The following is a 26,311-nucleotide window of genomic DNA, read 5'->3' on the forward strand; positions in this document are numbered from 1 at the left end:
ATAGCGTTTTATGAATCCAGAGATAAGCATAATTGTTCCGATTTATAATGTTGAGAAATACCTAAAGAGATGTATTGATTCTATATTAAATCAAAGTTTCGAGAATTTTGAGTTAATATTAGTTGATGATGGGTCTACTGATAATAGTGGCAAAATAGTTGATGAGTATGAAGATATAGATAAAAGAATTAGAGTTATTCATAAGCAAAATGGGGGGCAAGGATCAGCTAGAAATAGGGGATTGGATATAGCAAAAGGTAATTATATAGGATTTGTAGATAGTGATGATTGGATACATAGAGATATGTATAAAATTCTTTATGAAAATATAATTAAATATAATGCACAAATTTCTCAAATTGACCATTATCCTAGTAAGAGTTATATGAAAGATAATTATATAAAGGAATATAATGTTAAAGTTATAGATAATGTTTTAAATGAGTTTGGGAATTGTACAAGCTTTGAACTATTACCTTACATTTTTGTTTGGAATAAATTATATAGTTCTGATATATGGAAGAAGGTTAGATTCCCAGAAAATAAATTTGCTGAAGATCTTAGAGTTATTTATAAAATATACGATAAGTCAAATAAAATAATAAAAATAGATTGTAAATTATATTACTATTATATGTCTGACAACAGTAGTACTAGGGGAAAATTTAATATTAAAAAGTTAGAGGATATAGAAGCATGGGAAGAAATGTTACAATTTTTTAATGATAATTATCCTAATATTAATATAAGTAACTTAAAATCTGTTTTTTGTGGGAGGTTATTAAGATATTATTTTTGGAGTAACGAATATAAAGATATACAGAAAAGATTAAAGATATCCTTTAATAGAAATATTAAATATGTATTGAAAAGTAGAAAGCTTAATTATAAAGAAAAAGTAGTATATATTTCTTTTAGAATATCACCATTACTATGTAAAAAATGTTTTAAAACAAAATTAAATATATAGAAGAGTTAATAGAATAGCATTATATTTATTTGTAGTATTTTATACTAATATTAAGTTTTTAATAAATAACAAAGGTATAAATTTATTAAGTAGTTTAGGAGAATAAAAAATGAGATTAGCATTCTTAGTTAATGATATAAATGCTAATGGTGGAGTTGAAAGAGTTGTCATTACATTAGCTAATTACTTTGTTAGAGAGTATAAATATAAAGTAATAATAATATCAAAGGGAGAAAAAAATAATAATAGCATATATCAAGTAGATAATAATATTGATATAACTTATTTAAATTATAAACTTAAAAAGGGAAATTCTTTTTATGTATGTTTAGATGAATTTTTATTTTTAAGAAAAAGGTTAATTAATATGGATATAGATGTACTTATTACAACTACAACATTTCATAATTTATATTTTTCAATTATGAGGCCATTTCTAAGATTTAAGGTTATCTCCTCACATCATGAGGAATTTTCATCTGATACAGATAAATGGAATAGATTAAAGAAAATATTCTATAAAAATTTAGATGGTATTGTAACATTAACAACTTCTGATTACGAAATATATAAGAAATATAATTCTAATTCGTATACTATTTCTAATCCTTTACCATATAAAAGACAATACTTATATGATAAAAGTAGTAAAAAAATAATAACCGTAGGTAGAGTGAGTATAGAAAAATCTATAGATTATTCCATAAGAGCATTTTCAAAATTAGCAGATAAATATCCAGAATGGAAATTAGAGATAGTTGGAGATGGGCCGGATAAGGATAGATTATTAGAATTAATTACAAAGTTAAATTTAAGCAGTAGAGTTGAAATAACAGGTTTTTGTAATAATATAATTAATAAATATAAAGAATCTGCTTTTTTAGTTTTAACGTCTCAAAAAGAGGGTTTTGGATGTGTGCTTATAGAGAGTAATGCAGTTGGTGTACCTGTTATTAGTTTCGATAATGTAGGACCGAAAGAAATAATTGAAGATAATATAAATGGTTTTTTAGTAGAAAAAAATAATGAAAATAAATTAATTGAAGTAATGGATAAAATGATGTCTGATAATAATTTAAGAGAGCGTTTATCAAAAGGGGCATATGAACAGGCTAGCAAATACTCTATAAATAAAATTTGTAGTAAGTGGAATAGAATTTTAAAGGAGATTTAAATAATATGAATGTTTTTTTAACAGTATTGTCATCAGATGAATATCTATTAGGAGTATTGACTTTATATAAATCATTGCTTAATACTGGGACAAAGTATCCGTTTTATGTAGCTATAACTAATGATATAAGTAAAGAATCTATAGATATTTTGGGGAATGTTAACATAAATATAATAAAATTAGATAATAATATTCAATTACCAGAAGAGATAAAAAATAAAAATTCTAAATCAGGATATAGTCAATGGAATAATACGTTGCAAAAATTAGCTATATTTCAGCTTACTAGATTTAAAAAAATAGTCTATTTAGATAGTGATATGCTGATTTTAAATAATATAGATGAATTATTCAATAAAAAACATATGTCTGCAGTTGTTGCAGGTGCATTAATTCCAGGAAGAGAAGATTGGAAATTGTTAAATTCAGGTATAATGGTAATAGAACCAAAAAAAAATTAGGTACTAATATAGCAAAAACAATTGATATGGTTAGTAAAAATAAGGAGTATTTTGGAGATCAAGATTTAATACAGGAATATTACAATGAATGGTATGAAAATAAAGATTTACAACTAAATCATAAGTATAATGTTTTTATTAATGATTTGGAATTCTATTGCAAAAAATGTAATTACAATACTAAAAAAAACAATAATAATAGTATTTCAGTTGTTCATTTTGTAGGAGAGAAGAAGCCTTGGATGTTATCTAAAAAAGATTTAGTAAAATATTTATTAGTATTAATTAAAAATAGGGAGTTTAATATGATAAAGGTATACTTGAGATATCTTAAGTTACTAAGTATATCTAAAAAGGAGAAAGTTATATGAGAGTAAGTGTCATAGTAGCAGCTTATAATATAGAAAAATATATAGAACGTTGTATAAGATCAATAGTAGATCAAAGTATTTCCGACATTGAAATAATAGTTGTTAATGATGGATCAACAGATAAAACTTTAGATAGGTTAAATAAGCTTAAAATATATGATACTAGAATCAAAGTTATCAGTCAAAATAATAAGGGACTCATTGAAGCTAGGAAAAAAGGATTTAATAATGCAAGAGGTGAATATATTTTATTTATTGATGGAGATGACTTTTTAGAAGTTAATGCTCTTAAGGAAGCATATGATTATGGAATAAATAATAATTTAGATATAGTATGTTTTAATTCATATAAAACTTATGATAATTATAAAGAAAAGTTTTATATATTTGATAATGAATTTAGTTTGAAAGAACCGTTAAAAGGTTTATTTTTAGATAATATTATGCCAGCTATATGGGCCAAAATGGTGAGGAGAAATTTTATAATTAATAATGAAATTAAATTTCCATCATATATAAGTTATGGAGAAGATTTAGCTACAGTGGCACATTGGTTCATGTATAATCCTAAAATAGGACTTTTAGATAAAAGTTTATATAATTACTATCAAAGAAGTGATAGCATAACAGGTTCTATTTCAAATAAGATATTGGATGTAAATATTGCTATAGAATTTATGAAAGACGAATTAATAAATAATAATATATATTATTTATATAATAGTGAATTTGAATACATGATCTTTATTCATTTATTCAAAAGAGTAATAATTGATTCAAAAACCTTAAATAATATTACAAAAGAGGTATATGTTCAATATAAGGAAAGAAATATAAATATACATAGAAATAAATATATATATAACTATGTTAAAGAACAGTCATTAAGTATGAAAATACGTATTATAGCGTATAATTTTAATTATGATTTAGGTAAAGCATATGATTTAATAAGATTTAAGATAAAAAAATTATTATGTAGATAATTATAGAGGTAAGGGTATGAGAGTAAAAAATTCAATAAAAAACATTTATATAAGTATATTGACTCAGATTATAATTACTTTACTAGGGTTTATATCTAGAAGGGTATTTTTAGATAGTCTAGGTAGTGAATATTTAGGTGTAAATGGACTTTTAAGTAACATACTATCAATGCTTAGTTTAGTTGAAGGTGGTATAGGTGGTAGTATAGTATATAATTTGTACAAGCCATTAGCGGAAGATGATAGACCAAGAATTATAGCACTAGTTCAGTTATATAAAAAAATATATGGAATATTGGCAGTTCTAATTTTTGTATTAAGTATGGCATTATATCCTTTGTTGGATATTTTAGTAGGGGATACAAGTGGGATATATAATTTAGGAGTAGTGTATTTTTTATTTGTATTTAAAAATGTAGTATCTTATTTAAATGCACATAAATGGTCATTAATTAATGCAGATCAAAAAGGGTATGTATTATCTAGATATAATTTATTGTTTAATGTAATTACAACTATATCAAAGATATTGGTATTATCAATTACACGTAATTATATATTATATTTAATTATAGAAGTATTAATATTTTTAATTCAAAATATATGGAATGGAAATATTGTTAACAAGAGATATTCATATATAAATGTTAAGGAAAAATATGAAGTAGATAAAGAAACTAAAGCAACATTAAGCAAAAATGTAAAAGCGATGTTTTTACATAATGTAGGTGGATATTGTGTATTTGGTACAGATAATATTCTTATTTCTGCATTGATTAATTTAAAAACTGTAGGTTTATATTCAAATTATACAATGGTTATAAATCAGTTAAAGGGATTATTAACGCCATTAATAGATGGGATAGGAGCAAGTGTTGGAAATTTAATTGTTACAGAGAGTAAAGAGAAAAGTTATCAAATATTCAATGTTGTATATTTAATAAATTTTTGGATTTATGGTTTTTGTTCAATAGTTTTATTTAATTTGTTAGAACCGTTTATTGATTTATGGTTAGGAAAAGGATTGTTATTAGATAAGTTCACGTTTCTTATTATATTATTAAATTTTTATATAACAGGATTAAGGAGTTGCGTTATTACCTTTAAAACAAAAGGTGGTATATTTGATAATGATAAATATGTTCCAATTATGGAATCTATAATTAATTTAGGTGCATCAATAATTTTAGCAAAATTCTTTGGACTTGTAGGAATATTTTTAGGGACAACAATAAGTACTATAGCAATTCCTTTTTGGTTACAACCTAAATTAGTTTATAATAATATTTTTAATAAGTCTTCAATTGAATATTTTAGTAAATATTTCAAGTATTTATTTATAACAATATTTACAGGTACACTTACTACTTTGCTGTGTAGATATATAGAAATAAATAATTTATTTTTACAATTAGTAGTTAATGGTGTTGTAAGTACAATAATTATAAATTTAGTATTTGTGGGATTCTTATTTAAAACTAAAGAGGCAAAATATCTTTTAAGTTTATTTAAGAATATTATAAGCGGAATATATTTAAAAATAACAAGAGCATAAATTTAATAAATCTGCCTGTATCATGACTGATTTTTAAATCAGTTATGATACAGGCATTAATTTTGAGTGAAATTATTCCTTTTATATAATAATTTATACTTTTATTATCAAATATATTTAATTTATAGATGATAATTATATCAAAAAATTTACATAATAATATTATGTTTAAACTAACAATAAAAATATGAAGTCCATCTTTTAGTTACTATATCAGAATTTATTTTAATAAGTTGATATTTATTATGTCGATTTTAATTTTACTGCATATATTAAATTATAAATATTTATAAGGAGAATATGTGTATTATGGAAATTAATGAAACCATAAATAAATTATTAAATAATACAATAGATATAAAAAATAGACTTATAGAATTAGAAGATAAGTTACAAGAAAAAGATAGCATAATAGAAGAGTTAAATTTAGAAATAGATCAGTTAAAGGGATTAAGTCATGAAGAGGATGAATTAGATTGTGGATTATTGGGAAACTTACAAGATATTAAGTGGAGTGTAGAAAATTATGCAACGTATAGTATTGAAAATAACAGTTTAATAATACATGGTACTAGTAGGTATGCCTCAATAAAATGTATATATACTGAATTGCCAGAAAATTATATAGAAAATGTAAGAACAAAATATTTGTTGCATATAGAAGGATATAAAGAGCAGGGATGTAGTAATTCATATATATGTACAAGTGATAATTTAATAGAAGATAATAAATTTAGTATGAATATAGAACTTTTAGCATCTTGGGAAAGACAATTAAATATAGTAATAATGTTGAATCAATCTAATGGTGAGGATTCTAAGATTGTAATAACTTCGCTTAAACTAACACTATTATAAAGGAGGTGAGAGGGTAATGGATTATTTAATAGATGAAAGGATAGAATTAATAGAAACTATAAGTAAGCAAATACTTACAGTAAATACAGAATATATTCAATCAATAAATAGTTTATTATTAAAACAATTAATTTTATCAGACGAAGTAGAAGAACCTAAAATTATATTTTCAACAGTAGGTGAAATGAAGAAAGCTAATTTAAATGAAGGAGATATAGTATATACAAAAGGATATTATAATGAAGATGATGGAGGCGGGGCATGTTATATAATTAAAGATTATAATTATTATTTGAATGAATGGTTACCAGAAGATTGTAGGAAGGTTGGTATTAAGCCAACAATGACAGATGTTTATTTAATTGATACTCCAGTTGATGAGTATGGAAATCATACGTTAGATAATAAATTGGTTGCTTGTTTAATGAATAAAGAAGATATTAAAGTTGAGCAATATGGAGCAAAGGGGGATGGAAATTTTGATAATATAGAATCATTCATTCATCTATTTGCTCATATGAAACATGGAAAGATAGCATTTAAAAAAGATGGAATTTATTTAATGGGACAAAGAAAGCAGGAAAATATTCCAAGAATATATTCCTATTTGGATAATCCATATAGAGCGTATATGTCTGGAAGAGGAGCATATATACAAAAACCAATAATGGCAAATGTAGATGGAGTAGAAATAGTTGGAGAAAATTCTACTATAAAAATAAAAGATAATGATTTTTGTAATAATGGAAAAACTACAGACATGGCAATACTTCATTTGTTTAGATTTGTTAAGAATTTAAAAATTCATGGAATTAATTTTAATAATAATGGGTTAACAATGGATTCCAGTCATGTTGTAAGCAATCATGGAATAATATATAAGTCAGGAAATTCAACTTTAGACGGTGGAAAGATAGCTCCGTATTCAGAAATAAAAGATGAAATATCAAATATTGAAATATATGATTGTAAATTTATAGAAGGGGGAACTAGAAGGGATGTCCAAGATGTTGGGGGAGATGGAATATTAATAATAAACCCTTCAGAGTTATCTCATGATATTAATATTCATGATAATAAGTTTATTAATTGGGGGAGATGGTGTTTTGCCATTGATTTGGGTGGAAATGGAGAATGTATCGAAAATGTGAAATTTAATAATAATTACTGTTTCCAAGATATGAATCAAAATACGTCTTTATATGGTGGCTGCAGAGGATTAGGATGGATAGACCTTGAAGCAAAAAAATGTTTTAAAAATCTAGAGATATGTAATAATTATGTAGATGGATGGTGTGGTTTTGCATTTAACGGAGCAGGAAAAGTTAGTGAAAATGTAACTATTAAAAGTAATGTAATGACTCATACTACTAGTAATTCTATAGGCAGTAAAGGTTACAATTATACCTGGAATTTTTATGGAGTACAGATGAAAAATTTGGTGTTTGAGAATAATGATTTTTCAAATGCAGCTGGAAGTTATAGATTTGGATATACTTTAAATAATATAGTAATCAGAAATAATAAAATGCCATCAACAACAGATGCATTTTCTCTTAATGGGATGTATGGAGATATAATAATTGAAGGAAATCAAAGAATTGATTATGGAAAAATTTGCGGTGTGCTACCAACGCAATTGGGATCGCCGGATTATTTAAGTGATGAAGAAAAATCTAATCCATATGTAAATTTAGTATTTAGAAATAACCAAGCAAGTATTTCAGGAAAGTTTTTTGATGAAGGGAACAAAGGAAAATATAATTATATAAAGCTTACGATAGAGAATAATCAAATGAATGGTGTAAATATAGAAGCGTTTGATGCAGAGGACTTTAATTTTGATTTAACTCAAATTAGAGATATAGAAAGTATAAGTGCTTTTAGTGTAAGAGGAGCACAATTTACTTCTCCTACTACAATTAACTATAGGGGGATGCCTAATGGTGGAGGATATTATACTAAGGGAGATATAGTTGCGGAAAATGATAAAAAGAAAATAATATGCACTGAAGATGGATATGTACCGATGCAAGGGAGTTTTGGATTGGCAGATAGCGATGTAGAATTTTCAAGTATAACTAATCCCAAAGCTATTATTAAAAAAGGAACTTATGTATATACAGATAGTAGCTTATATATTGTTAGTAAGGAGGGGGCATTTAAAGGTGATAATGTACCTACTCATACGAGTGGATATCAAAAATGTGGTGATGCAGAGCTACTATATTTAATGAAACTGGCAAAAGTCGAAATAATAAATAAGTAAATCTTAATTGTAGAAAAATTAATAATAAGCTATGCAAAAAGTTTTTATATGTTACTTATAGAGCTAATAGTTTAATTAATAAAACTATTATAATATAGGTAGCATTTATTTATTGAATATTATTTTAAGAAAGATATATAAAAGAAAAAAATTTTACATATATAATTATATTAGAGTTTAACTTAAGTTTTATGAAAGTATTAGCTTAGAAAATATTATTTAAAATTATTTTGCTTAAATGTATCAGTAAAATTTATTCATTAAAGGATAAATGATAAATTATATAATAATAATGCTAAGAACAAATATATAATTTTACAAAAATGAAATTATACAATTATTTATACGAAACTAAAGACGCTTTGCAATAACAAAGAAATAACTTTTCAACAATAATATATAACTACAATAAATTAAATAAAACAATAAATGGTGGGGTGATTGAGATAAAAAGTAGAAATTATTCGCTTGATTTCATTAAGTTTTTTTGTATAACCGCTATTGTATGTATTCATTTAGCACCTTTCTATGGTTCAAAGTTAGGAATTATTATTAATACAATATGTAGAGTAGCATTACCATTACCATTAGTATTTATATGTAGTGGATATTTATTTCTAAGTAAATTTAGCAAGGGCATAGTAAGAAGTATTTTTATAAGATGTTAAAGTTCTTTATAATATCCAACATATTATAATTAGTTCTACTAATATATATTAATATTTTATTTCATAATGGAATACGAAGTACCATATATTATTATTTTAGCAATTTAAAAATAACAGATTTTTATTATGGAGATGGAGTGATAGAGTTTCATTTATGGTATTTAACAGCTATGGTTTTAATAGTTCAAATTCTTTATTTTACTGTTAAATATAACTTAATAAATAAGATGTTAATACTTTCAGGAATATTAAATATTTCAGGTATATTCATTTATAATTCAGGTCATTTAAAAAATAATAGGGATGCTATTTTCTTTGGCTTATTTTATTGTACTTTAGGTATGTATTTAAAGGCTAAAGAAGATGTAATAAGAGAAAAGTTAAAAGATAAGATAAATTCGATATATATATTATTTATTTTGCTATTTACATTAACTTCTTTAATAGAGAGATTTATTTATGATTCTGTATTTATTAAAACTGGAGATATTTATATATCTACTATACCATTGTCTATATTAATATTTGTTTTATGTATTACTAAAAGAAAAGAAAAGGATAATATGCTTTGTAAAGTTGGAAGAAAAAGTTTTGGAATATATGTAGTTCACATAGGAGTTATAAATTTAATTAATATATTTTTATATAAAATAGGAATGTTATCAGTTATATCAACAACAATTTGGCAAATAATAGGTACATTTATTATTCTGATCTTATCATTAATAAGCTATAACATATTAATATTTATTAATGATAAGATAATTGGTTTAATAGAAAATAAAGTAACGAATAAAAGATATATTGTGGACTAGCTATATGAACTGCCTCCCATCTATATTGGATAGGAGGCAATTTATTATTGCTAGTTTTTTTATTAATTTTTTTAGAGAAATAAGGGGGAGTTTAATGGTTATGAAAAGAAAAAGTGGAATTGAATTATTAAGAATAGTTTTAATGCTTATGGTTATAGGGTTACACTACTTTAATGCTTCTATGGGTGGAGCTTTAGAATATACAAATGAAGGAACTTTTAATTGGTATTTAATTAGATTTATTGAAAGTATGTTTATTATTGCAGTTGATTGCTTTATCATAATCAACGGTTATTTTATGGTAAGTAAAAAGTCTGTCAATTTAAGAAAAATTATAAAATTATTTTTAGAATTATCCTTATATAATGTGATAATTTATTTATTATGTTTAGTCTTAGGAGTTGAAAAGTTTCAAATAACTACTTTTATAAAGGCTTTATTTCCATTACTAATTAATAATTATTGGTTCTTTAAATATTATATAGTTTTATTTTTATTAATTCCTTTTATAAATATATTATTAAATAATATGGATAAAGAAACTTATAAAAAATTATTGGTAGTTATATTATTAGTTTTTTCACTTTGGGATTCAATAATACCAAATAAAATAATTGTTGATTCAGGATATGGAATTGTAAATTTTATAGTATTGTATATAATAGGAGGATATTTAAAGTTGCATTATAATAACTCTAAGAGTTCTTCGTACTGGGGGATCAGGTATATGTTATTTAGTTTATTAACCTTTATATCATTATTTATTCCAGTTATAAAGAGTAATTCATGGGCTTATTATTTTATAACAAATATTTTTAGTGCTATTTGTTTATTTAATGCATTTAATAAGATTAATATTAAAAGTAATATAATAAATACTATAGCTGCTTCTGTATTTGGTGTATTTATAATACATTTAAATCCATATATATTAAATTTTCAATATAAAATAGTTAAAACTAATTTATTTTGGAATAGTAAGTTTATGATACTTCATATGATTGTAATTTGCATAGCTATATTTTCTATATTTGTTTTGATTGATATATTAAGAAAAAAATTATTTGATAAAATTTTTAATAATATAATAAGTGGTGTAAAAGTATTTAATACTGAAGTTTAAAATAAATAAGCACTACAATACTTGAAAAAAATGTAAAAATAATATAAAATATTACCAAAAATGTTTTAAAATATAAAAACATAATTAACTTTATTGAGAATTACAAAAAGGTATTGGGGGAAAGAATTAATGAAAATAGCCATAGCAGGAACGGGATATGTGGGACTAGCAAATGCTATCCTATTAGCACAACATAATGAAGTAGTAGCAGTAGATATAATACAAGAAAAAGTAGATATGATAAATGATAAAGTATCACCAATAATAGATAGTGAAATACAAGACTACCTAAGAAATAAAGAGTTAAATTTAGTTGCAACTACAGATGTGTACAAGGCATATAAAGATGCAGACTATGTAATAATTTCAACACCAACAAATTATGATCCAGAGAAAAATTACTTTAATACAAGAAGTGTTGAAGCGGTAATAGCCAATGTACTTTCAATAAATCCAGATGCAACAATGATAATAAAATCAACAGTGCCAGTTGGATATACAAAAAGAGTAAGAGAAATGTTTGAAACTGAAAATATAATATTTTCTCCAGAATTCCTAAGAGAAGGTAAGGCCTTATATGATAATTTATATCCTTCAAGAATTATAGTAGGAGAAGAAAGTGAAAGGGCTAAAAAGTTTGCAGATCTTTTAGTAGAAGGAGCAATAAAAGAAGATATTCCAGTATTATTTACAGATTCAACAGAAGCAGAGGCAGTAAAACTTTTTTCAAACACATATTTAGCGTTAAGAGTAGCTTATTTTAATGAGTTAGATACTTATGCAGAAGTACGAGGATTAAATACAAAGCAAATAATAGAAGGAGTATGCTTAGATCCAAGAATAGGCTCTCACTATAATAATCCTTCATTTGGATATGGAGGTTATTGTTTACCTAAGGATACAAAGCAATTATTAGCTAACTATAACGATGTTCCTAATAATATAATTGGAGCTATTGTAGATGCAAATAGGACAAGAAAAGATCATATTGCAGAACAAATAATAAAAAGAAATCCAAAGAAGGTTGGTATATATAGATTAACAATGAAGACGAATTCAGATAACTTTAGAGCTTCTTCTATTCAAGGAATAATGAAGAGAATTAAGGCTAAAGGAATAGAAGTTGTAGTATACGAACCAGTATTAAAAGAAGATAGTTTCTTTAATTCTAAAGTAGTTAAAGATATAGAAGAGTTTAAGAAAGAAAGTGATGTTATTGTATCTAATAGATTATCAAAGGAATTATTTGATGTAGAAGAAAAAGTTTATACAAGAGATTTATTTAACAGGGATTAATTATACTTAAGTATTACATATAGAAATAATTATATGTAATACTTATTATTTTTTGGAAGTAGTAACAAGGTGCGTTGTTAATAAATGTAAAATAAGTTAAAATTATAACATATTTTAAGATAAGGGGTAACAATAATGAACTTAATTCAAAAACAAATAATAGACTTGTTAAATGCATCTATACATAATACAGTTCCAAAACTTGATTATAGTAAAGATGTAGATTGGGATGAAGTAATAAATGAGGCAAATGCCCATAGTATAACAGGATTAATATATCCTGCTTTAAAAAATATTAAAGATAATAATATTGATAAAGACATAATAGATAAATTGAAAAAAATTACTTTTTATTCGGCTATAAGACAATCTAATCATATAAAAAGGACTGCAGAAATATTAAAATTATTTAATGAAAATAATATACCAGTAATAGTCTTAAAGGGATTAGTAGTCAGAGAGTATTATCCTAAACCAGACCTTAGAACCATGTGTGATTCGGATGTAATTATATATAAAAGTGATTTAGAAAGAGTTAGAAAATTACTTTTAGAAAGAGGATTCCATGAAGAGGAAGACGCAGGACATCATATAGCATTTATGAAAGCTGACTTTAATTTAGAAATTCACTGGACACTGGCAAATGAAACGTTTAGAAAAGGTCAAGAGTGCTTTCAGGAAAAAATATGGGATGATGCTATGAAAGTTAAGGTTGGGAGAGTAGATACCCTTTCACTTAGTTTAGAGGATTTAGCGTTACATTTATGTGCACATATGGCTTCGCATATGGCTATATCAGGATTTGGAGTAAGGCAATTAGCAGATTTGGTTTTATTGGTTGAACATAAAGGAAATGAAATAAAATGGAATGAGTTTAGAGAAAAAGCAGAGAAAAGTGGGCTAACTCAATTCTCTACAGGGATGTTCAAGGTTTGTAATTATTTATTTGGTATGGAAATACCTAAAGAATTAAATATAGAAAATAAAAGTGAAGATGATGAAATAATTAAGCTAGTTGTTAATGATATATTTACAGGTGGGGTTTATGGACAAAGGGATTTATCATTTTCATTTAGAGCACAGGTTGGATATGATATAGATGATGATAGTACCTTCAGTATGTTAAAGAGATATATTCAGGTTATATTACCACCACCAAGTAAATTATCAGATAGATATGCATATGCGAAGAAATACAAAATATTATTACCCATAGCATGGATACATCATATATATGTTGGAATTACAAGTAAAGAATATGATAGTGAGAGTAAGAAAAAATTCTTAACATCTACAATTAGCAATGCTAAAAGCAGAAACAAGGTTGTTAGGTGGTTAGAACTTTAAGATGAAGAAAATATTAAAAAGTAAATAAAAGATTTTAAATGTAAATGACCTATAGCAATTTTAAGTGTTATAGGTCATTTTTAAATAAGAAAGTGAGGGCTTATTATGAGCATGAAAAGAAAGATTATTATAGGTATAGCTAGTATATTTTTAATAGGAATAATTTATTGTTTTTTTAATTTAGGAAATTTTCTTGTAGTAAGTGATGATTTAAAAAAAGCAGATGCTATAGTTGTTTTTAGTGGAGATAATGGATTTAGGACTGAAGTTGGTGTAGAGCTTTTAAAGAAGGGATATGGAGATTATTTAATACTTTCAGGGGGGAAGGTATATGATGATGTTACAATGGCTGAATTAATGAAGGATCATGCCATTAAGTTAGGTGCTGATGAAGATTCAATTATACTTGAGAACAAGTCAGAAACAACTAGTGATAATGCTAAATTTACAAAAGAAATAATTCAGGAGAATAATTTTGAATCTATAATATTAGTAACATCAGATTATCATACTAGAAGAGCTAAAGCTACAATGGAAAAAGCATTGGAAGATGTAATTGTAAATGGAAAGAAGGTAGAAGTAATTGTAAGACCAGCTGCTGAAGATAAATTTACTACTAAATGGTGGACAAAGGGAAATAGTATTTTAATTATAATAAGTGAATACCTTAAACTTGCAGGATATTGGGCAAAAGGATATATATAAGTAATAAATATACAGGTAAAGATATATTAAGTAATTAAAATGTGCAATATATGTATACATTTTTATGTGGTAAAATTGCAAAATATAGGAAGGGAGAGGTGGAATGGAAAAGAAGAAAATCATAGTATTAATATGTATAATTTTAATTGCTATAGAGCTGTTTATGAGTTTTATTATTAAAATAGATGTAGAAAAATATACGATTAAAAATAAAAAAATATCAGAAGAGTTTAATAATTTTAAAATAGTCCAATTATCTGACTTTCATAGTAAGGGATATAGAAATACTACAGAAAAAATAATAAGTAAAATAAAAAAAATTAACCCAGATATAATTGTAATGACTGGTGATATGATAAGCTATGATATGACAGAGACAGAGGAGTTTGAAAGGTTAGTTAAACTATTAGCTGAAATTTATCCTATATATTATATTGATGGTAATCATGAGCATTTAGCTGAAAAATTAGCTCCAGGAGAATATTTATATTTTATGAGCTTTCTAAAAGAGTTAGGAGTTATTACAATAAAAAATGAGTATGTAGAAATATATAAAGGAGATGAGTCAATTAATTTATATGGAGTTAATATCCCTTTAGATTGGCCATCTGGGGTTTATGTGAGTAAGTTGCAATTAGAAAGTGATTATGTTGAAAAGACTTTGCCTGAGGCTGATACTGATAAGTTTAATATATTATTAGCACATAATCCAATATTTATTAAACAATATAGTAAGTGGGGTGCCGATCTTGTTTTAGCGGGACATATGCATGGAGGAATTGTAAGAATTCCATTTACTAATATAGGACTTTTATCACCGGAAAGAGAAATATTTCCTAGATATGCTGCAGGGAAATTTAAAGTTAATGGTTCTACAATGATAGTAAATAGGGGGATAGGAGCATCTTCTTTTAATTTAAGAATTTTTAATAACCCCGAAATTACAGTTATAACATTAAAAAGTAAATAAGTAATATAAAAAAAAGCTGGTTCTAAAAATAGAATCAGCTTTTTTTACATGCTCATATTATAGAGAAATTAAATTATTATAGGAGAATATTTTAAGTTGTTAGGATATTTGGCAAATGTTTGTATATAGACATAATAAAAACTATGAAATTTTTGTGAAAAATTACAAAAGTATAAAAGAATAATAGCTTCTTTTTTTAGATATAGTTTTGAAAAGGCTGATAAATTAATACTTTAGCCAGGGCTAGTATAATAGAGTAACAATAGGAGTAATTCTAAAAAAGTATTTCCATAAAATGTAATAAAATATATAATTAGGTAGAAAAGTTGAGAGGAAATAAATGGATAATATGAAAAGAATATTAAATAAAGAAACTATTTCCTATGTGATTTTTGGAATATTAACAACAATAATAAATTTAATATCATATTATTTTTTTTCAAACATTATAAGTATTAATTATCTTATAAGCAATATAATTTCTTGGATAATATCAGTTTCATTCGCGTATGTAACTAATAAACTTTATGTCTTTAATAGTAAAGATAAGAATAAAGACGTAGTAATTAAAGAGTTTATTAAATTTGTAAACTGTAGATTAACATCTGGAGTTATAGAAATGATATTACTATTTTTATTAGTAAACATGATAAAAGTAAATGATATTATATCCAAATTGGTAATAGGAGTAATAGTTGTAGTACTAAATTTTATATTTAGTAAGGTATTTGTATTTCAAAAAGTAGATCAATTAAATAATTAAGTTAAATAATTTAAATGAGAAAGAGAAGGGGGGATTAATCTCATGGAGACAATAACTGTTGTAGTACCATGCTATAACGAAGAAGATGTATTGAAAAGTTTTTATAATGAGATGATTAAGGTCGCCTCTGAAATGAAAAATGTTGATTTTGAAATATTATTTATAGATGATGGTTCAAAAGATAAGACATTAAGTATAATAAAAAATTACTCAATAGTTGATAGTAGAGTTAAGTATATATCATTCTCTAGAAATTTTGGAAAAGAAGCAGCAATATATGCTGGATTAAAAGCAGCAATAGGAGAGTATGTGGTCATAATAGATGCAGATTTGCAGCATCCACCAAGATTAATAAAGGATATGTACTATGGAATAGTAAAAGAAGGGTATGATAGTGTTGCTGCATACAGAAAAGATAGGACGGGAGAAAGTAAAATAAGATCATTCTTTTCAAGGGCATTCTTTAAACTAGCAAGTAAGATCACAAAACTAGATTTTAGAGAAGGGGAAGAAGATTATAGAATGATGAATAGAAAGTTTGTTGATGCAGTACTTTCAATTAAAGAAAAAAATAGATTTACTAAGGGGATATTTCAATGGGTAGGATTTAATGTTAAATGGATAGAACATGAAAATATTAATAGGGTGGCTGGAAATAGTAAATGGTCTATATTTAAATTGTTTACTTACTCTTTAGATGGAATAATAGGATTTTCAACAGTACCATTACTTATTTCTTCATTTTTAGGTTTAATATTATGTCTAATAGCTACAATTCTTGGAATATATTTAATAATCAAAGGAATAAGTACTAATTCAGTTATATCAAGTAGTTTAATATCAATATTAGTTACTTTATTAATAAGTGGTGTTCAGTTATTTTTATTTGGAATACTTGGGCAATACTTAGGAAAAACATATTTAGAGATAAAGGAAAGACCTTTATATATAGTTAAAGATCAAAAAATACTAGTGAATAAGGAAATTGAGATTAATGAAGAATTTAAAATTGAAGCTTAAAGAAAATTACGTTTATTTATTATCATTTATTATTCCAATTATATTAATGGGAATAATTTATGCAGTAATAGGTATATATCCATTTGGAAATAAAAATATAATAACAAGTGATATGTATTTACAATATGTAGCTTTTTTATCAAGAGTAAAAGATATATTATCAGGGGATGCAGGTATATTTTATAGCTTTAGTAAAAGCTTAGGTGGGAATACTGCAGGATTATTTGCTTATTATATGTCAAGTCCTTTTAATTTAATTATAGCATTGTTTCCAAAAGAATATATAGGAGAAGTTATAGCACTTATAACATTAATTAAATTAGGATTTGCAGGATTAACATCTACTATATATTTAAGTAAAACTTATAAGAAAAAAAACATAACAACACTAATGTTTTCATTATGTTATTGTTTTATGGCTTATAATATTAACTTTCAGATAAATATAATGTGGTTAGATGCAATAATATTATTACCATTAGTAGCCCTAGGAATAGATAAGCTTATAAATGAAAGTAAATATAAGTTATATGTAATAACTTTATTTATAACAATAGTTTCAAATTATTATATAGGTTATATGGTATGTATTTTTTCAGTACTATATTTTATTTATAAAATAATATTAAATAATAAAATATCATTAAAAAAAATAGGAACATTTATAGGAACATCTGCAATATCTGGTGCATTATCAGCATTTATACTTGTTCCAACAATATTATCATTAAGTTCAGGAAAAGCTGAATTTAAGTTATTTGAATCGGCTCCAGAAATAATGATAGAACCATCAGAAGTAGTAGCTAGGCTTTTTATAGGAAATTTTAGTTTAAAGCAAATTACCGGAAGTTATACTAATATATATTGCGGAGTAATTATAACAATATTAGTTTTACTATATTTCATAAATAAAAACATAAGCAAAAAAGAAAGAATTTCTTCTGGAATGTTTATGATAGTATTTTTATTAAGCACTTTTATAAGTACATTAAATTTAGTATGGCATGGATTTGATTATCCTGTAGGATTTGCATATAGATTTTCGTTTTTAATATCATTTTTGTCTATCAATTTAGCTTATAAGGAGTTTATAAGTGATGAAAATTTATCAAAAATAAAAGTTATAGTTTTACTTTTAATAGGATCTGTAACATCAATATGGATTTCAATTGGGAATTATGAGGGATTAACTAAAACTAAAATATTAGTTACTAGTATGTTTTTTGTTGCTTATGTAACATTGTTAAAAGTATTAAGCAAAATAATAAATAAGAAAAATATTGTTAAAACAGCATTAGCACTACTTGTTTCAGTGGAATTAGTTATTAATGCATATAGTTGTTTAGTTTTACAATCATATGCACCAAGAGAGTATATATATAACTATATAAATGATATGCAACCTATAGTTAACGAGTTAAGAGAAGAAATGGACAACTTCTATAGAATGGAAGAGGTTTTTACTAATACTTATGATGATTCAATGTTATTAAATTATTATGGTATTACTCATTCAAGCTCATCTAATGATAGCAATACAAAAGAGTTTATGGAAAAGATGGGATTTAAGACTGCACCAAGCTTTGAAGGGTATAACAGAGGAGGACTTATAAGCGTTGATTCTTTGTTAGGACTTAAATATCAAATAGCAGCAGTAAGGTCAGAAAAATTTTCAAGTTATGAGTATACAGAAAATAATTACTATAAAAAGGTTTTAGAGCAAGGTGAATATATAGTTTATGAAAATCCTTTTGCATTACCAATAGCATTTATGGTTAATGAAGATTTAAAAGATGTAAAGACTTCAAATGTTAATACATTTGATTTAAATAATAATATTTTAAGCTCAATGGTAAAGAGTGAAGAAATAATTAATAAGCCTTTAGAATTAAAGGAAATAGAATCTAATAATTTAACTTCAACAACTAAGGAAGGCGAAATATATTATGAAAAAGTAAATAAAGATGAAGATGCTAGTATCATATTTACTGTTGAAGCTAGTGATAATAATCCAGTATATATGTTTTTAAAATCTGAATTATATGAAAACAAGATTAATAATTATAATCAAGTTTTAATTACTATAAATGATTCTAAGGAATTTCCTCAATTTGATAGTGGAAACTATAATGTTGAATATATTGGAACATATAATGCAGGAGATGAAATAAAAATAAAAGTTAATTTAAAAAGAGAGCAATTTTCATTAAAAGAATTGCAGGTTTATTCTTGTGATATAAGTAAATTTGAAGAAATTTATAATAATTTAAATGAAAATACAATAACTAATACAGTATATAAAGATGGTTACATTAGTGGAGATATTACTGTAACAGAGGATAAAACTTTATTATATACTTCTATTCCTTATGATGAAGGATGGAGTGTAACTGTAGATGGTGTTGAAGTTGAATATATAAAAATATTAGATGGATTAATAGGAGTAGAGCTTAGTGAAGGTAATCATAATATTGAATTTAAGTATAAAACTCCAGGATTATTATTAGGATCAACTATTTCTTTAGTAGCAATATTTATTATTGTTTTTGTAGAAATAGCTAAGAAGAAAAGTAAATATTACAATAATAAAACTAATAAATTAAGCCAATAGTAAGCTTTATAGCTTGTTATTATATAAAATTATATAAAATGGAGGGAATTGAAATGAAAAAATGGGAAAAGCCAGAACTAAACAAATTAGGAGTACAATCAACTGAAAAGAGCTCAACACATCTTAACAGTGTTGACGCAACTACTTATGACTCAGATGGAAACTACTGGGATAGCAGAAGCTAATATTATTTAGCATAAAAAATTAAGGGTATTTAATAAGAAAATAGTAAGCTTTAATAGTTTATTATATAAAATAATATGATGAGGTGATTAAAATGAAAAAGTGGGAAAAACCAGAATTAAACAAATTAGGGGTACAATCAACTGAAAAAAGTTCAACACATCTTAATAATGTTGATGCAACTACTTATGATTCAGATGGAAACTACTGGGATAGCAGAAGCTAATATTATTTCAGTATAAAGGAAATCTAGAGGAAGATTAAATTCTTTCCTTTAGATTTCTTTATTTATAAGGATAAAGGGGTATAAGATATGAGTGGAATTATTGGTGGAATTATAAATTTTAACAATGAAGGTATTAATGAAAATCTAAAAGATAGTATGATAGAAATTATAAATTTATATAAGGTAGATAATATAGATTACATATTAAGAAATAATTATCTAATGATTAGTGGACAAGTATTTATTACAGAGGAAAATAAAGGCGAAGTATTACCTTTACATAACGATGAGTTAATTTTAGTTTCTGATGCTATTTTAGATAATAGAGAAGAGTTAATTGAAATGTTTAATAAGGATGGTCATAAAATAAATAATGCTATAACAGATAGTGAGCTTATTTTAATGGCTTATAAAAAATGGGCAGAGGATTGTCCTAAATATTTATTAGGTGATTTTAACTTTGTAATTTGGGATGAAAAGAAACAAGAATTATTTTGTGTAAGAGACCATATGGGAAGTAGAAGTTTTTATTATACTTTTAATAATGGAGTTTTTGCCTTTGGTACATTAAGTAATTTAATATTTCCTAAAGTATATAATGATGGATTAAATGAAAGATGGTTAACTGATTTCTTTGCTTTAGCAGGGCCAATGCATAATTATGAAGCAGTAGAAACTATTTATAATGGAATTTATCAAGTAGAAGCAGCAACTACTATGATTGTTAAAAAGGATGGAATTATAACAAATAAGTACTGGAATCCTTTAAAAGATTTAAAGCCTTTAAATTTAAAAAATCATGAGGAATATAAAAAGAAGTTTTTAGAAATATTTAAGGAAGCTGTTAATTGTAGATTAAGAACTTGTGGTGATGTTGGAATAATGGTTAGTGGAGGTCTTGATTCTGGATCCATAGCTGCAATTGCAACTAAAACTTTAAAGGAGCAAGATAAAGTCTTAAATGGGTATAGCTTTGTACCTTTAAATAGTTATAAAGATAAGGTTGTTGGTGGAAGAATTGCCGATGAAAGTGACTTTGTTGAAATGTTAAAGGATTATTGTGGCAATTTACAAGTTGAGTATTGTAGAAATGATGGTATTAATTCATTAACTAATATAGATGAATTTATAAGTATTTTTGAGCAACCTATAAAAACGCTTGAAAATTCTTATTGGGTAACAGGTATGGCAAAGAAGTGCTCAGAAGAAAATGTAAAAGTTATGTTAGTAGGGCAAAATGGGAATGTTAGTATTTCTTTTGGAGACTTTTTTACGCATATTCAAACTTTATTACATGAAGGAAATATAGTAGAAATAATTAAAGAAGTAAATGCAGCTAATAAGAGATATGGAAAGCCTAAAAAGCAAATTTATAGTACTATTTTTGCCAATAGTATACCTTATAGCATTAGAAAATTTAGGCATAGAAAAGAGTATACTGTTGAAAATAGAATTGAAGATAGTGTTGTAAAATTAGACTTAGCAAAAAGATATAATGTTAAAAAAAGATTTGAAGAAAATGATTATAACCCTATAATTCCAAAAACTAAAACTTTAAAGGAAATAAGAAAAAATATATTAGATGCAGCTACCTTATCACATATAGCTATAATGGAGACTAAGGATTCTTTAAAGTATGGAATTATTAAGAGGGACCCTACTAAAGATAAGAGAATAATGGAATTTTGCTTAAGTATACCTAGTGGAGAATATGTCCATGAAGGTGAGGAAAGATATTTAATTAGAAGTGCTATGGAAGGGTATTTACCTGAAGAAATAAGAACTAATTGGAGGAAGAGAGGAAGACAAAGTGCTGATTGGGTAGATAGATTGAAGCCTAATTGGAATAATATCATTAAATCTGTTAAAGAAGCTTTAAATGATGAAGATGTACAGAGATATGTTGATGTTCCAAAGGTTGAAAGACTGATGAACAAGTATAAAAATCTTGAATCACTTAACGATAATATAATTCAAAATGAAGTTAAGCTAATTTTGATACCATTAGTTTTTTATAGATTTTTATTGCAATATAGAGAAATGGTTGAGAATGAAGAAATAGTGGTTAATTCATAAAACAAGCTTCCATGGGGAAGCTTGTTTTATTTTAAACTTTTTTATTATTATCTATCTATAACTTGCAGCTACTTCATTTATAGGAGCTTCAATTTCTTTAAGAGTTCCACTTTTAAGTTTAAATATCCTATTACATATTTCTAAAGCTGAAGGTCTATGGGTTATTATAATACATGTAGGTTTATGTTTAAGATTTTTTATACCTTCTAATACTTTAAGCTCCGTATCCCCATCTAAAGAAGAGGTAGCTTCATCTAATATTAATATAGGACTTTTCTTTAATAAGGCTCTAGCAATAGTAAGACGTTGAGCTTGGCCTTCTGATATACCAAGTCCCTTTTCTCCAATTAAGGTATTAAATTTATTATCTAATGAGTTTATAAAATCATAAGCACGAGCTATTTTACAACATTCTATTATCTCATCCATTGAAGCATCTTTATTACCTATTCTTAGGTTTTCTTCTATAGTGCCTGAAAATAACGTATTCCCTTGGGGAACGTAAGAAATTAAGTTACGATGATCAGGTATAATATTTTCGTTTATTGAATTATTTGAAATATATAGATTTCCTGAACTAGGATGAATTAGTGAAAGAATAAGCCTTATTAATGTAGTTTTTCCTTCTCCTGATGGTCCTACTAATGCAACTGTTTCATTAGGTTTTATATTAAAGTTTATATTTTTTAATATTGGAAATTCCTTTTTGTAAGAAAAATTGATATCGGTACCAGTAATATATAAATTATTAGTAATATCTTTAAGTTTAGATTTAGAAGTATTTTCAGATGATAAGTTTTCAATTTCCATAAGCCTTTCAGTAGCTCCAATTGCAGATATTATTTGAGGTATACATTGTGATAAAGCTGCAAATGGTCCTTGTATATTACTGAATAGTTGTAATAATGCTGTTAATGTACCAAAGGAAGATAAGCCTGCAGCAATTTTAAAGGCACCAAAGCACATAACAAAGATATTTCCACCATAAACTCCTAATTGAATAATTAAATTAACTAAAGTTGTAAAAAAGCTATGTTTTATTGTTAAGTTAGATTTTGTATTTTGTATATTTTTAAGTTTCATTATATTAGAGTTTTCAAGTGTAAAAGATTTTACAATTAAAGTATTATTAATACTTTCTTGTATAAAGGATCTGTATTTAACTTCCTCATCTTGTATGTCTATATAGAATTTTTTTAGTTTTTTAGTAAGTAGCTTTGTGAAAAGAATCAAAGCAGGACAAAATACTATAGCAACAATTGCTATTATAGGGTCCAAAGCAAGTAATGTGACAAATGAAAATATAAGCACTGTTAAGAGTGATATTATTCCAGGAAATACGCTCACTATAACATTAGTTATTGTATCAACATCGTTAGTAAGACGTGTTAGTAAATTTACACTATGATAATTAGATTCTTCTAGCCATTCACTATAAGTTATATGTTTAAATATTTTTTCTTGAAGTTTGTTTGAGATTTTATTTGAGCAAAATGTTGATAGTACTGAAGAAATACCTTTAAATATTAGTTCAGTTAATAAAAGTGATACCAATATTATTGCCCATTTAGTGATTAAGTTGTTTTGTGAAGATGTAGCAGAGTCTATCAGTGTTTTTGATGCTAAAGCTCTATATACTGAGGTGATAGATGTTATACCGCCTAATATAACTATTATTAATAAAGGGAATAAGGCAGATTTACTTTGAGTAAATATCCACTTCATCTTTGATATAGAATTCTTCAATTTTTGTTCCTCTCTTTCTAAAATATACGTACAGTAATATATTACCATATTAGAAAATAAAGGTAAATATTCAAAAATAAAACAATAAATGATAAAATTAAATTATATTTTATTATGTTTTTATAGGGGGAATTATGAATGAGTAATATTTCTATCATATTGAGAAAGGTTAAAACTTTTAATAAGATTGATAGTAAAACTAAATTTGATTTTTTATATGCGTATTTTTATACTGGGATTTTTAGGATGTATATTTTATTTGTTCCTTTTAATAAGTTAAGAAAAAAAATTGGAACAAGCAAAGCAGAATCTCAAAGAGTTGTTGATAATAGTAGTTATATAGAGGCACAGCGTATATCTTGGATAATTGCAAATGTTATTAGATTTACGCCATGGGAAAGTAAATGTTTAGTACAATCTCTTACGGCTCAAAAAATGTTAAGAAGAAAAGGTATATCTAGCACTTTGTATTTAGGTGTAAAAAAAGATGAAAATGGTAAGATGATTGCTCATTCATGGATCAGAAGTGGAGAGTATTGTGTTACTGGTGGAAGTGAAATGAAAGGATTTGCGGTTGTGGCAAAGTTTGCAGATTGTTTTGTGTAAGTTATTGTTGATGTTTAAAGTATTAATTGGAATGTGATGAAAAGCATATTCCTAGATAGTAAAAATATAATTATTATTAAGTAATTTAAATTAAGTAGTAAATGTTAATTAAATTATTATTCTTGGGATTAATTTACATGAAAATATACGTAAGTGTATAATTATTATTGTAATTACTAGAAAGTGATATACCAATTAATTAGATAAAAGAATTAGGTACAAGGGGGAGAATAATAATGAAAAAGGAATGGATAAATCCGGAGTTAGAAATGTTAAACTCAACATTAACTCAAGAAGTAATTTGTTATTGTGAGGCAGGAGCTATAGCTGCATATGGAGCTAGAGACTTATCTACAGTTTGGCATGGGCAACATTGGAAACCAGGATTTGGGCCAGGACATCCACATAAACCAAATAGACCAGGGCAATTTCCAGATAAAGGGGATGGAGGAGTTTGTCCAGATAATCCAGTAGCACCACCGGAGGATGTTCCAGGAATAACAGGTTCTTAGTAAAAGTGAGTTTAAATGAGGGGTATTAGGGTGATAAATAATTATTATGTTTATGGACTAAATATTAAGTCAGAAATTGAAATCGAAGAATTTGTAAAGTTAGATAGTATAAACAGTGAAGATGTAGTATCTATATCATATGCAAGAATGTCTGATGAAATTAAAGAAGAAATAAAAGAGGGGAAAAGAATAAAATTAAGTAATAATAAAATATGGTTTCATATAAATGATATAGCAACTTATTGTGTAACTAATGGTAATAAAATAGAAGTAGAATTATGTGATAATGCTGATATGAAGCTTATGAAAATTTATCTAATGTGTAGTTGCCTAGGGTTTGTTATGATTCAAAAGAAGATGGTTGCTATTCATGGTGGAGTTATAGAGATGGATAATAAGGCAGTAATATTCACTGGGGATAGAGGAGCAGGAAAATCTACTTTAACTACTGCATTAAGAGAAAAAGGATATAAATTTATATCTGATGATGTTGCAGGAGTTAAGATAGATAGAGTTCCATATGTAATGCCAGGTTTTCCATATCAAAAATTATGTGAAAGTGCAATGGATAAGTTTGGGTACGATAAAGAAGCTTATAGTTCTTTTATGAGTGATAAGGAAGTTAAATATGTTGTACCAGAATTAGATGAATTTGTTTATGAGGAAAGAGAATTAGTTGGAATAGTTAAATTAACTGTTGGTGATGTTGAAGAAGTAACTATTGAGGAACTAAGAGGTAGTGAAAAATTAAATAATATAATTGAAAATATATATAGAGGTGAATATATCAAGCATTTAGGGAAAATGGATGTAATTTATTTTAAACAGTGTCTTGATATAGCTAAAAATATAAGATTCTTTAAGATAACTAGACCAGCAAATAAATTTACTGTAGATGAACAAATTGAATTAATTGAAGGAGAAATACTAGGAGTTAAAGAAGTCGTAGTATAAAGTGAATATATTAAAATAGGTTACATAAAATGATATACAGCCATTT

At 25.4% G+C, this 26,311-nt stretch carries 25 protein-coding genes; 24 read left to right on the forward strand and 1 reads right to left on the reverse strand.

Going from position 1 to position 26,311, the window contains the following annotated elements; genetic code table 11:
• Positions 1-10 precede the first annotated feature (10 nt).
• The 21 genes from EJJ37_RS04170 (at position 11) to EJJ37_RS04260 (ending at position 22,447) form a co-directional block, all read left to right on the forward strand.
• Positions 11-970 (forward strand): glycosyltransferase family 2 protein, encoded by a 960-nt coding sequence (locus EJJ37_RS04170; RefSeq protein WP_133014337.1) that lies wholly within the window; start codon positions 11-13, stop codon positions 968-970.
• 109 nt (positions 971-1,079) lie between these two features.
• Positions 1,080-2,144 carry a glycosyltransferase family 4 protein gene (locus EJJ37_RS04175; RefSeq protein WP_133014338.1) on the forward strand — a complete coding sequence of 355 codons (1,065 nt, stop codon included), beginning with the start codon at positions 1,080-1,082 and terminating at the stop codon, positions 2,142-2,144.
• A gap of 5 nt (positions 2,145-2,149) precedes the next feature.
• Positions 2,150-2,605, forward strand: a complete 456-nt coding sequence (locus EJJ37_RS04180) for a glycosyltransferase (RefSeq protein WP_133014339.1) — start codon at positions 2,150-2,152, stop codon at positions 2,603-2,605.
• Positions 2,554-2,976, forward strand: coding sequence for a glycosyltransferase (locus tag EJJ37_RS04185; protein WP_133014340.1), 423 nt, complete (start codon positions 2,554-2,556; stop codon positions 2,974-2,976). Before EJJ37_RS04180 ends, EJJ37_RS04185 begins: the two co-directional genes overlap by 52 nt.
• Entirely contained in the window at positions 2,973-3,962 is a 990-nt protein-coding gene (locus EJJ37_RS04190) for a glycosyltransferase family 2 protein (protein WP_133014341.1), read from the forward strand. Before EJJ37_RS04185 ends, EJJ37_RS04190 begins: the two co-directional genes overlap by 4 nt.
• A gap of 16 nt (positions 3,963-3,978) precedes the next feature.
• A complete protein-coding gene (locus EJJ37_RS04195; protein ID WP_133014342.1) occupies positions 3,979-5,517 on the forward strand; it encodes a lipopolysaccharide biosynthesis protein in 1,539 nt (512 codons plus the stop codon).
• A gap of 309 nt (positions 5,518-5,826) precedes the next feature.
• Entirely contained in the window at positions 5,827-6,375 is a 549-nt protein-coding gene (locus EJJ37_RS04200) for a hypothetical protein (RefSeq protein ID WP_133014343.1), read from the forward strand.
• A gap of 16 nt (positions 6,376-6,391) precedes the next feature.
• Entirely contained in the window at positions 6,392-8,644 is a 2,253-nt protein-coding gene (locus tag EJJ37_RS04205; protein WP_133014344.1) for a hypothetical protein, read from the forward strand.
• Between the two features lie 437 nt (positions 8,645-9,081).
• Positions 9,082-9,312 carry a hypothetical protein gene (locus EJJ37_RS04210; RefSeq protein ID WP_133014345.1) on the forward strand — a complete coding sequence of 77 codons (231 nt, stop codon included), beginning with the start codon at positions 9,082-9,084 and terminating at the stop codon, positions 9,310-9,312.
• 83 nt (positions 9,313-9,395) lie between these two features.
• The gene (locus EJJ37_RS04215; protein WP_338032244.1) at positions 9,396-10,127 is read left to right on the forward strand and encodes an acyltransferase family protein; all 732 of its coding nucleotides are present in this window, start codon (positions 9,396-9,398) and stop codon (positions 10,125-10,127) included.
• A gap of 100 nt (positions 10,128-10,227) precedes the next feature.
• Positions 10,228-11,250 carry an acyltransferase gene (locus EJJ37_RS04220; RefSeq protein WP_166484655.1) on the forward strand — a complete coding sequence of 341 codons (1,023 nt, stop codon included), beginning with the start codon at positions 10,228-10,230 and terminating at the stop codon, positions 11,248-11,250.
• Positions 11,251-11,379: 129 nt separating this feature from the next.
• Entirely contained in the window at positions 11,380-12,546 is a 1,167-nt protein-coding gene (locus tag EJJ37_RS04225) for a nucleotide sugar dehydrogenase (RefSeq protein WP_133014348.1), read from the forward strand.
• Positions 12,547-12,681: 135 nt separating this feature from the next.
• Positions 12,682-13,893 (forward strand): nucleotidyltransferase domain-containing protein, encoded by a 1,212-nt coding sequence (locus EJJ37_RS04230; protein WP_133014349.1) that lies wholly within the window; start codon positions 12,682-12,684, stop codon positions 13,891-13,893.
• Between the two features lie 105 nt (positions 13,894-13,998).
• Positions 13,999-14,598, forward strand: a complete 600-nt coding sequence (locus tag EJJ37_RS04235; RefSeq protein WP_133014350.1) for a YdcF family protein — start codon at positions 13,999-14,001, stop codon at positions 14,596-14,598.
• 103 nt (positions 14,599-14,701) lie between these two features.
• The gene (locus EJJ37_RS04240) at positions 14,702-15,568 is read left to right on the forward strand and encodes a metallophosphoesterase (protein WP_133014351.1); all 867 of its coding nucleotides are present in this window, start codon (positions 14,702-14,704) and stop codon (positions 15,566-15,568) included.
• Positions 15,569-15,908: 340 nt separating this feature from the next.
• Positions 15,909-16,331, forward strand: a complete 423-nt coding sequence (locus tag EJJ37_RS04245; protein ID WP_133014352.1) for a GtrA family protein — start codon at positions 15,909-15,911, stop codon at positions 16,329-16,331.
• Between the two features lie 42 nt (positions 16,332-16,373).
• Complete coding sequence (locus EJJ37_RS04250) at positions 16,374-17,351, forward strand: glycosyltransferase family 2 protein (RefSeq protein WP_133014353.1); 978 nt, start codon at positions 16,374-16,376, stop codon at positions 17,349-17,351.
• Positions 17,326-19,962, forward strand: a complete 2,637-nt coding sequence (locus tag EJJ37_RS04255; RefSeq protein ID WP_133014354.1) for a YfhO family protein — start codon at positions 17,326-17,328, stop codon at positions 19,960-19,962. Before EJJ37_RS04250 ends, EJJ37_RS04255 begins: the two co-directional genes overlap by 26 nt.
• Positions 19,963-20,015: 53 nt before the next feature.
• Positions 20,016-20,147: a hypothetical protein gene (locus EJJ37_RS20970; protein WP_275547906.1), complete on the forward strand. Its 132-nt coding sequence runs from the start codon at positions 20,016-20,018 to the stop codon at positions 20,145-20,147.
• A gap of 92 nt (positions 20,148-20,239) precedes the next feature.
• Positions 20,240-20,371: a hypothetical protein gene (locus tag EJJ37_RS20975; RefSeq protein WP_264319215.1), complete on the forward strand. Its 132-nt coding sequence runs from the start codon at positions 20,240-20,242 to the stop codon at positions 20,369-20,371.
• An 87-nt stretch (positions 20,372-20,458) separates the two neighbouring features.
• The gene (locus EJJ37_RS04260; protein ID WP_133014355.1) at positions 20,459-22,447 is read left to right on the forward strand and encodes an asparagine synthase-related protein; all 1,989 of its coding nucleotides are present in this window, start codon (positions 20,459-20,461) and stop codon (positions 22,445-22,447) included.
• 51 nt (positions 22,448-22,498) lie between these two features.
• Here the strand turns inward: EJJ37_RS04260 and EJJ37_RS04265 are convergent, their stop codons facing one another.
• Positions 22,499-24,193 carry an ABC transporter ATP-binding protein gene (locus EJJ37_RS04265; protein ID WP_243124834.1) on the reverse strand — a complete coding sequence of 565 codons (1,695 nt, stop codon included), beginning with the start codon at positions 24,191-24,193 and terminating at the stop codon, positions 22,499-22,501.
• A 138-nt stretch (positions 24,194-24,331) separates the two neighbouring features.
• On the opposite strand from EJJ37_RS04265, the gene EJJ37_RS04270 reads away from it, so the two are divergent.
• The 3 genes from EJJ37_RS04270 (at position 24,332) to EJJ37_RS04280 (ending at position 26,265) form a co-directional block, all read left to right on the forward strand.
• The gene (locus tag EJJ37_RS04270; protein WP_133014357.1) at positions 24,332-24,799 is read left to right on the forward strand and encodes a lasso peptide biosynthesis B2 protein; all 468 of its coding nucleotides are present in this window, start codon (positions 24,332-24,334) and stop codon (positions 24,797-24,799) included.
• Between the two features lie 236 nt (positions 24,800-25,035).
• Positions 25,036-25,311: a hypothetical protein gene (locus EJJ37_RS04275; protein ID WP_133014358.1), complete on the forward strand. Its 276-nt coding sequence runs from the start codon at positions 25,036-25,038 to the stop codon at positions 25,309-25,311.
• A 30-nt stretch (positions 25,312-25,341) separates the two neighbouring features.
• The gene (locus tag EJJ37_RS04280; protein ID WP_133014359.1) at positions 25,342-26,265 is read left to right on the forward strand and encodes a phosphoenolpyruvate carboxykinase (ATP); all 924 of its coding nucleotides are present in this window, start codon (positions 25,342-25,344) and stop codon (positions 26,263-26,265) included.
• The last annotated feature ends 46 nt before the right edge of the window (positions 26,266-26,311 follow it).

This window comes from Clostridium cuniculi (assembly GCF_004353185.1).
GTDB classification, from domain to species: domain Bacteria; phylum Bacillota; class Clostridia; order Clostridiales; family Clostridiaceae; genus Clostridium; species Clostridium cuniculi.

What these genes read in the sequence shown, in the direction of transcription:
- EJJ37_RS20975 (WP_264319215.1), top strand. Translation starts at nt 20,240, where the DNA reads ATGAAAAAGTGGGAAAAACCAGAATTAAACAAATTAGGGGTACAATCA.
- EJJ37_RS20970 (WP_275547906.1), top strand. Translation starts at nt 20,016, where the DNA reads ATGAAAAAATGGGAAAAGCCAGAACTAAACAAATTAGGAGTACAATCA.
- EJJ37_RS04235 (WP_133014350.1), top strand. Translation starts at nt 13,999, where the DNA reads ATGAGCATGAAAAGAAAGATTATTATAGGTATAGCTAGTATATTTTTA.
- EJJ37_RS04260 (WP_133014355.1), top strand. Translation starts at nt 20,459, where the DNA reads ATGAGTGGAATTATTGGTGGAATTATAAATTTTAACAATGAAGGTATT.
- EJJ37_RS04200 (WP_133014343.1), top strand. Translation starts at nt 5,827, where the DNA reads ATGGAAATTAATGAAACCATAAATAAATTATTAAATAATACAATAGAT.
- EJJ37_RS04205 (WP_133014344.1), top strand. Translation starts at nt 6,392, where the DNA reads ATGGATTATTTAATAGATGAAAGGATAGAATTAATAGAAACTATAAGT.
- EJJ37_RS04175 (WP_133014338.1), top strand. Translation starts at nt 1,080, where the DNA reads ATGAGATTAGCATTCTTAGTTAATGATATAAATGCTAATGGTGGAGTT.
- EJJ37_RS04250 (WP_133014353.1), top strand. Translation starts at nt 16,374, where the DNA reads ATGGAGACAATAACTGTTGTAGTACCATGCTATAACGAAGAAGATGTA.
- EJJ37_RS04255 (WP_133014354.1), top strand. Translation starts at nt 17,326, where the DNA reads ATGAAGAATTTAAAATTGAAGCTTAAAGAAAATTACGTTTATTTATTA.
- EJJ37_RS04230 (WP_133014349.1), top strand. Translation starts at nt 12,682, where the DNA reads ATGAACTTAATTCAAAAACAAATAATAGACTTGTTAAATGCATCTATA.
- EJJ37_RS04225 (WP_133014348.1), top strand. Translation starts at nt 11,380, where the DNA reads ATGAAAATAGCCATAGCAGGAACGGGATATGTGGGACTAGCAAATGCT.
- EJJ37_RS04275 (WP_133014358.1), top strand. Translation starts at nt 25,036, where the DNA reads ATGAAAAAGGAATGGATAAATCCGGAGTTAGAAATGTTAAACTCAACA.
- EJJ37_RS04170 (WP_133014337.1), top strand. Translation starts at nt 11, where the DNA reads ATGAATCCAGAGATAAGCATAATTGTTCCGATTTATAATGTTGAGAAA.
- EJJ37_RS04195 (WP_133014342.1), top strand. Translation starts at nt 3,979, where the DNA reads ATGAGAGTAAAAAATTCAATAAAAAACATTTATATAAGTATATTGACT.
- EJJ37_RS04270 (WP_133014357.1), top strand. Translation starts at nt 24,332, where the DNA reads ATGAGTAATATTTCTATCATATTGAGAAAGGTTAAAACTTTTAATAAG.
- EJJ37_RS04245 (WP_133014352.1), top strand. Translation starts at nt 15,909, where the DNA reads ATGGATAATATGAAAAGAATATTAAATAAAGAAACTATTTCCTATGTG.
- EJJ37_RS04240 (WP_133014351.1), top strand. Translation starts at nt 14,702, where the DNA reads ATGGAAAAGAAGAAAATCATAGTATTAATATGTATAATTTTAATTGCT.
- EJJ37_RS04220 (WP_166484655.1), top strand. Translation starts at nt 10,228, where the DNA reads ATGAAAAGAAAAAGTGGAATTGAATTATTAAGAATAGTTTTAATGCTT.
- EJJ37_RS04190 (WP_133014341.1), top strand. Translation starts at nt 2,973, where the DNA reads ATGAGAGTAAGTGTCATAGTAGCAGCTTATAATATAGAAAAATATATA.
- EJJ37_RS04180 (WP_133014339.1), top strand. Translation starts at nt 2,150, where the DNA reads ATGAATGTTTTTTTAACAGTATTGTCATCAGATGAATATCTATTAGGA.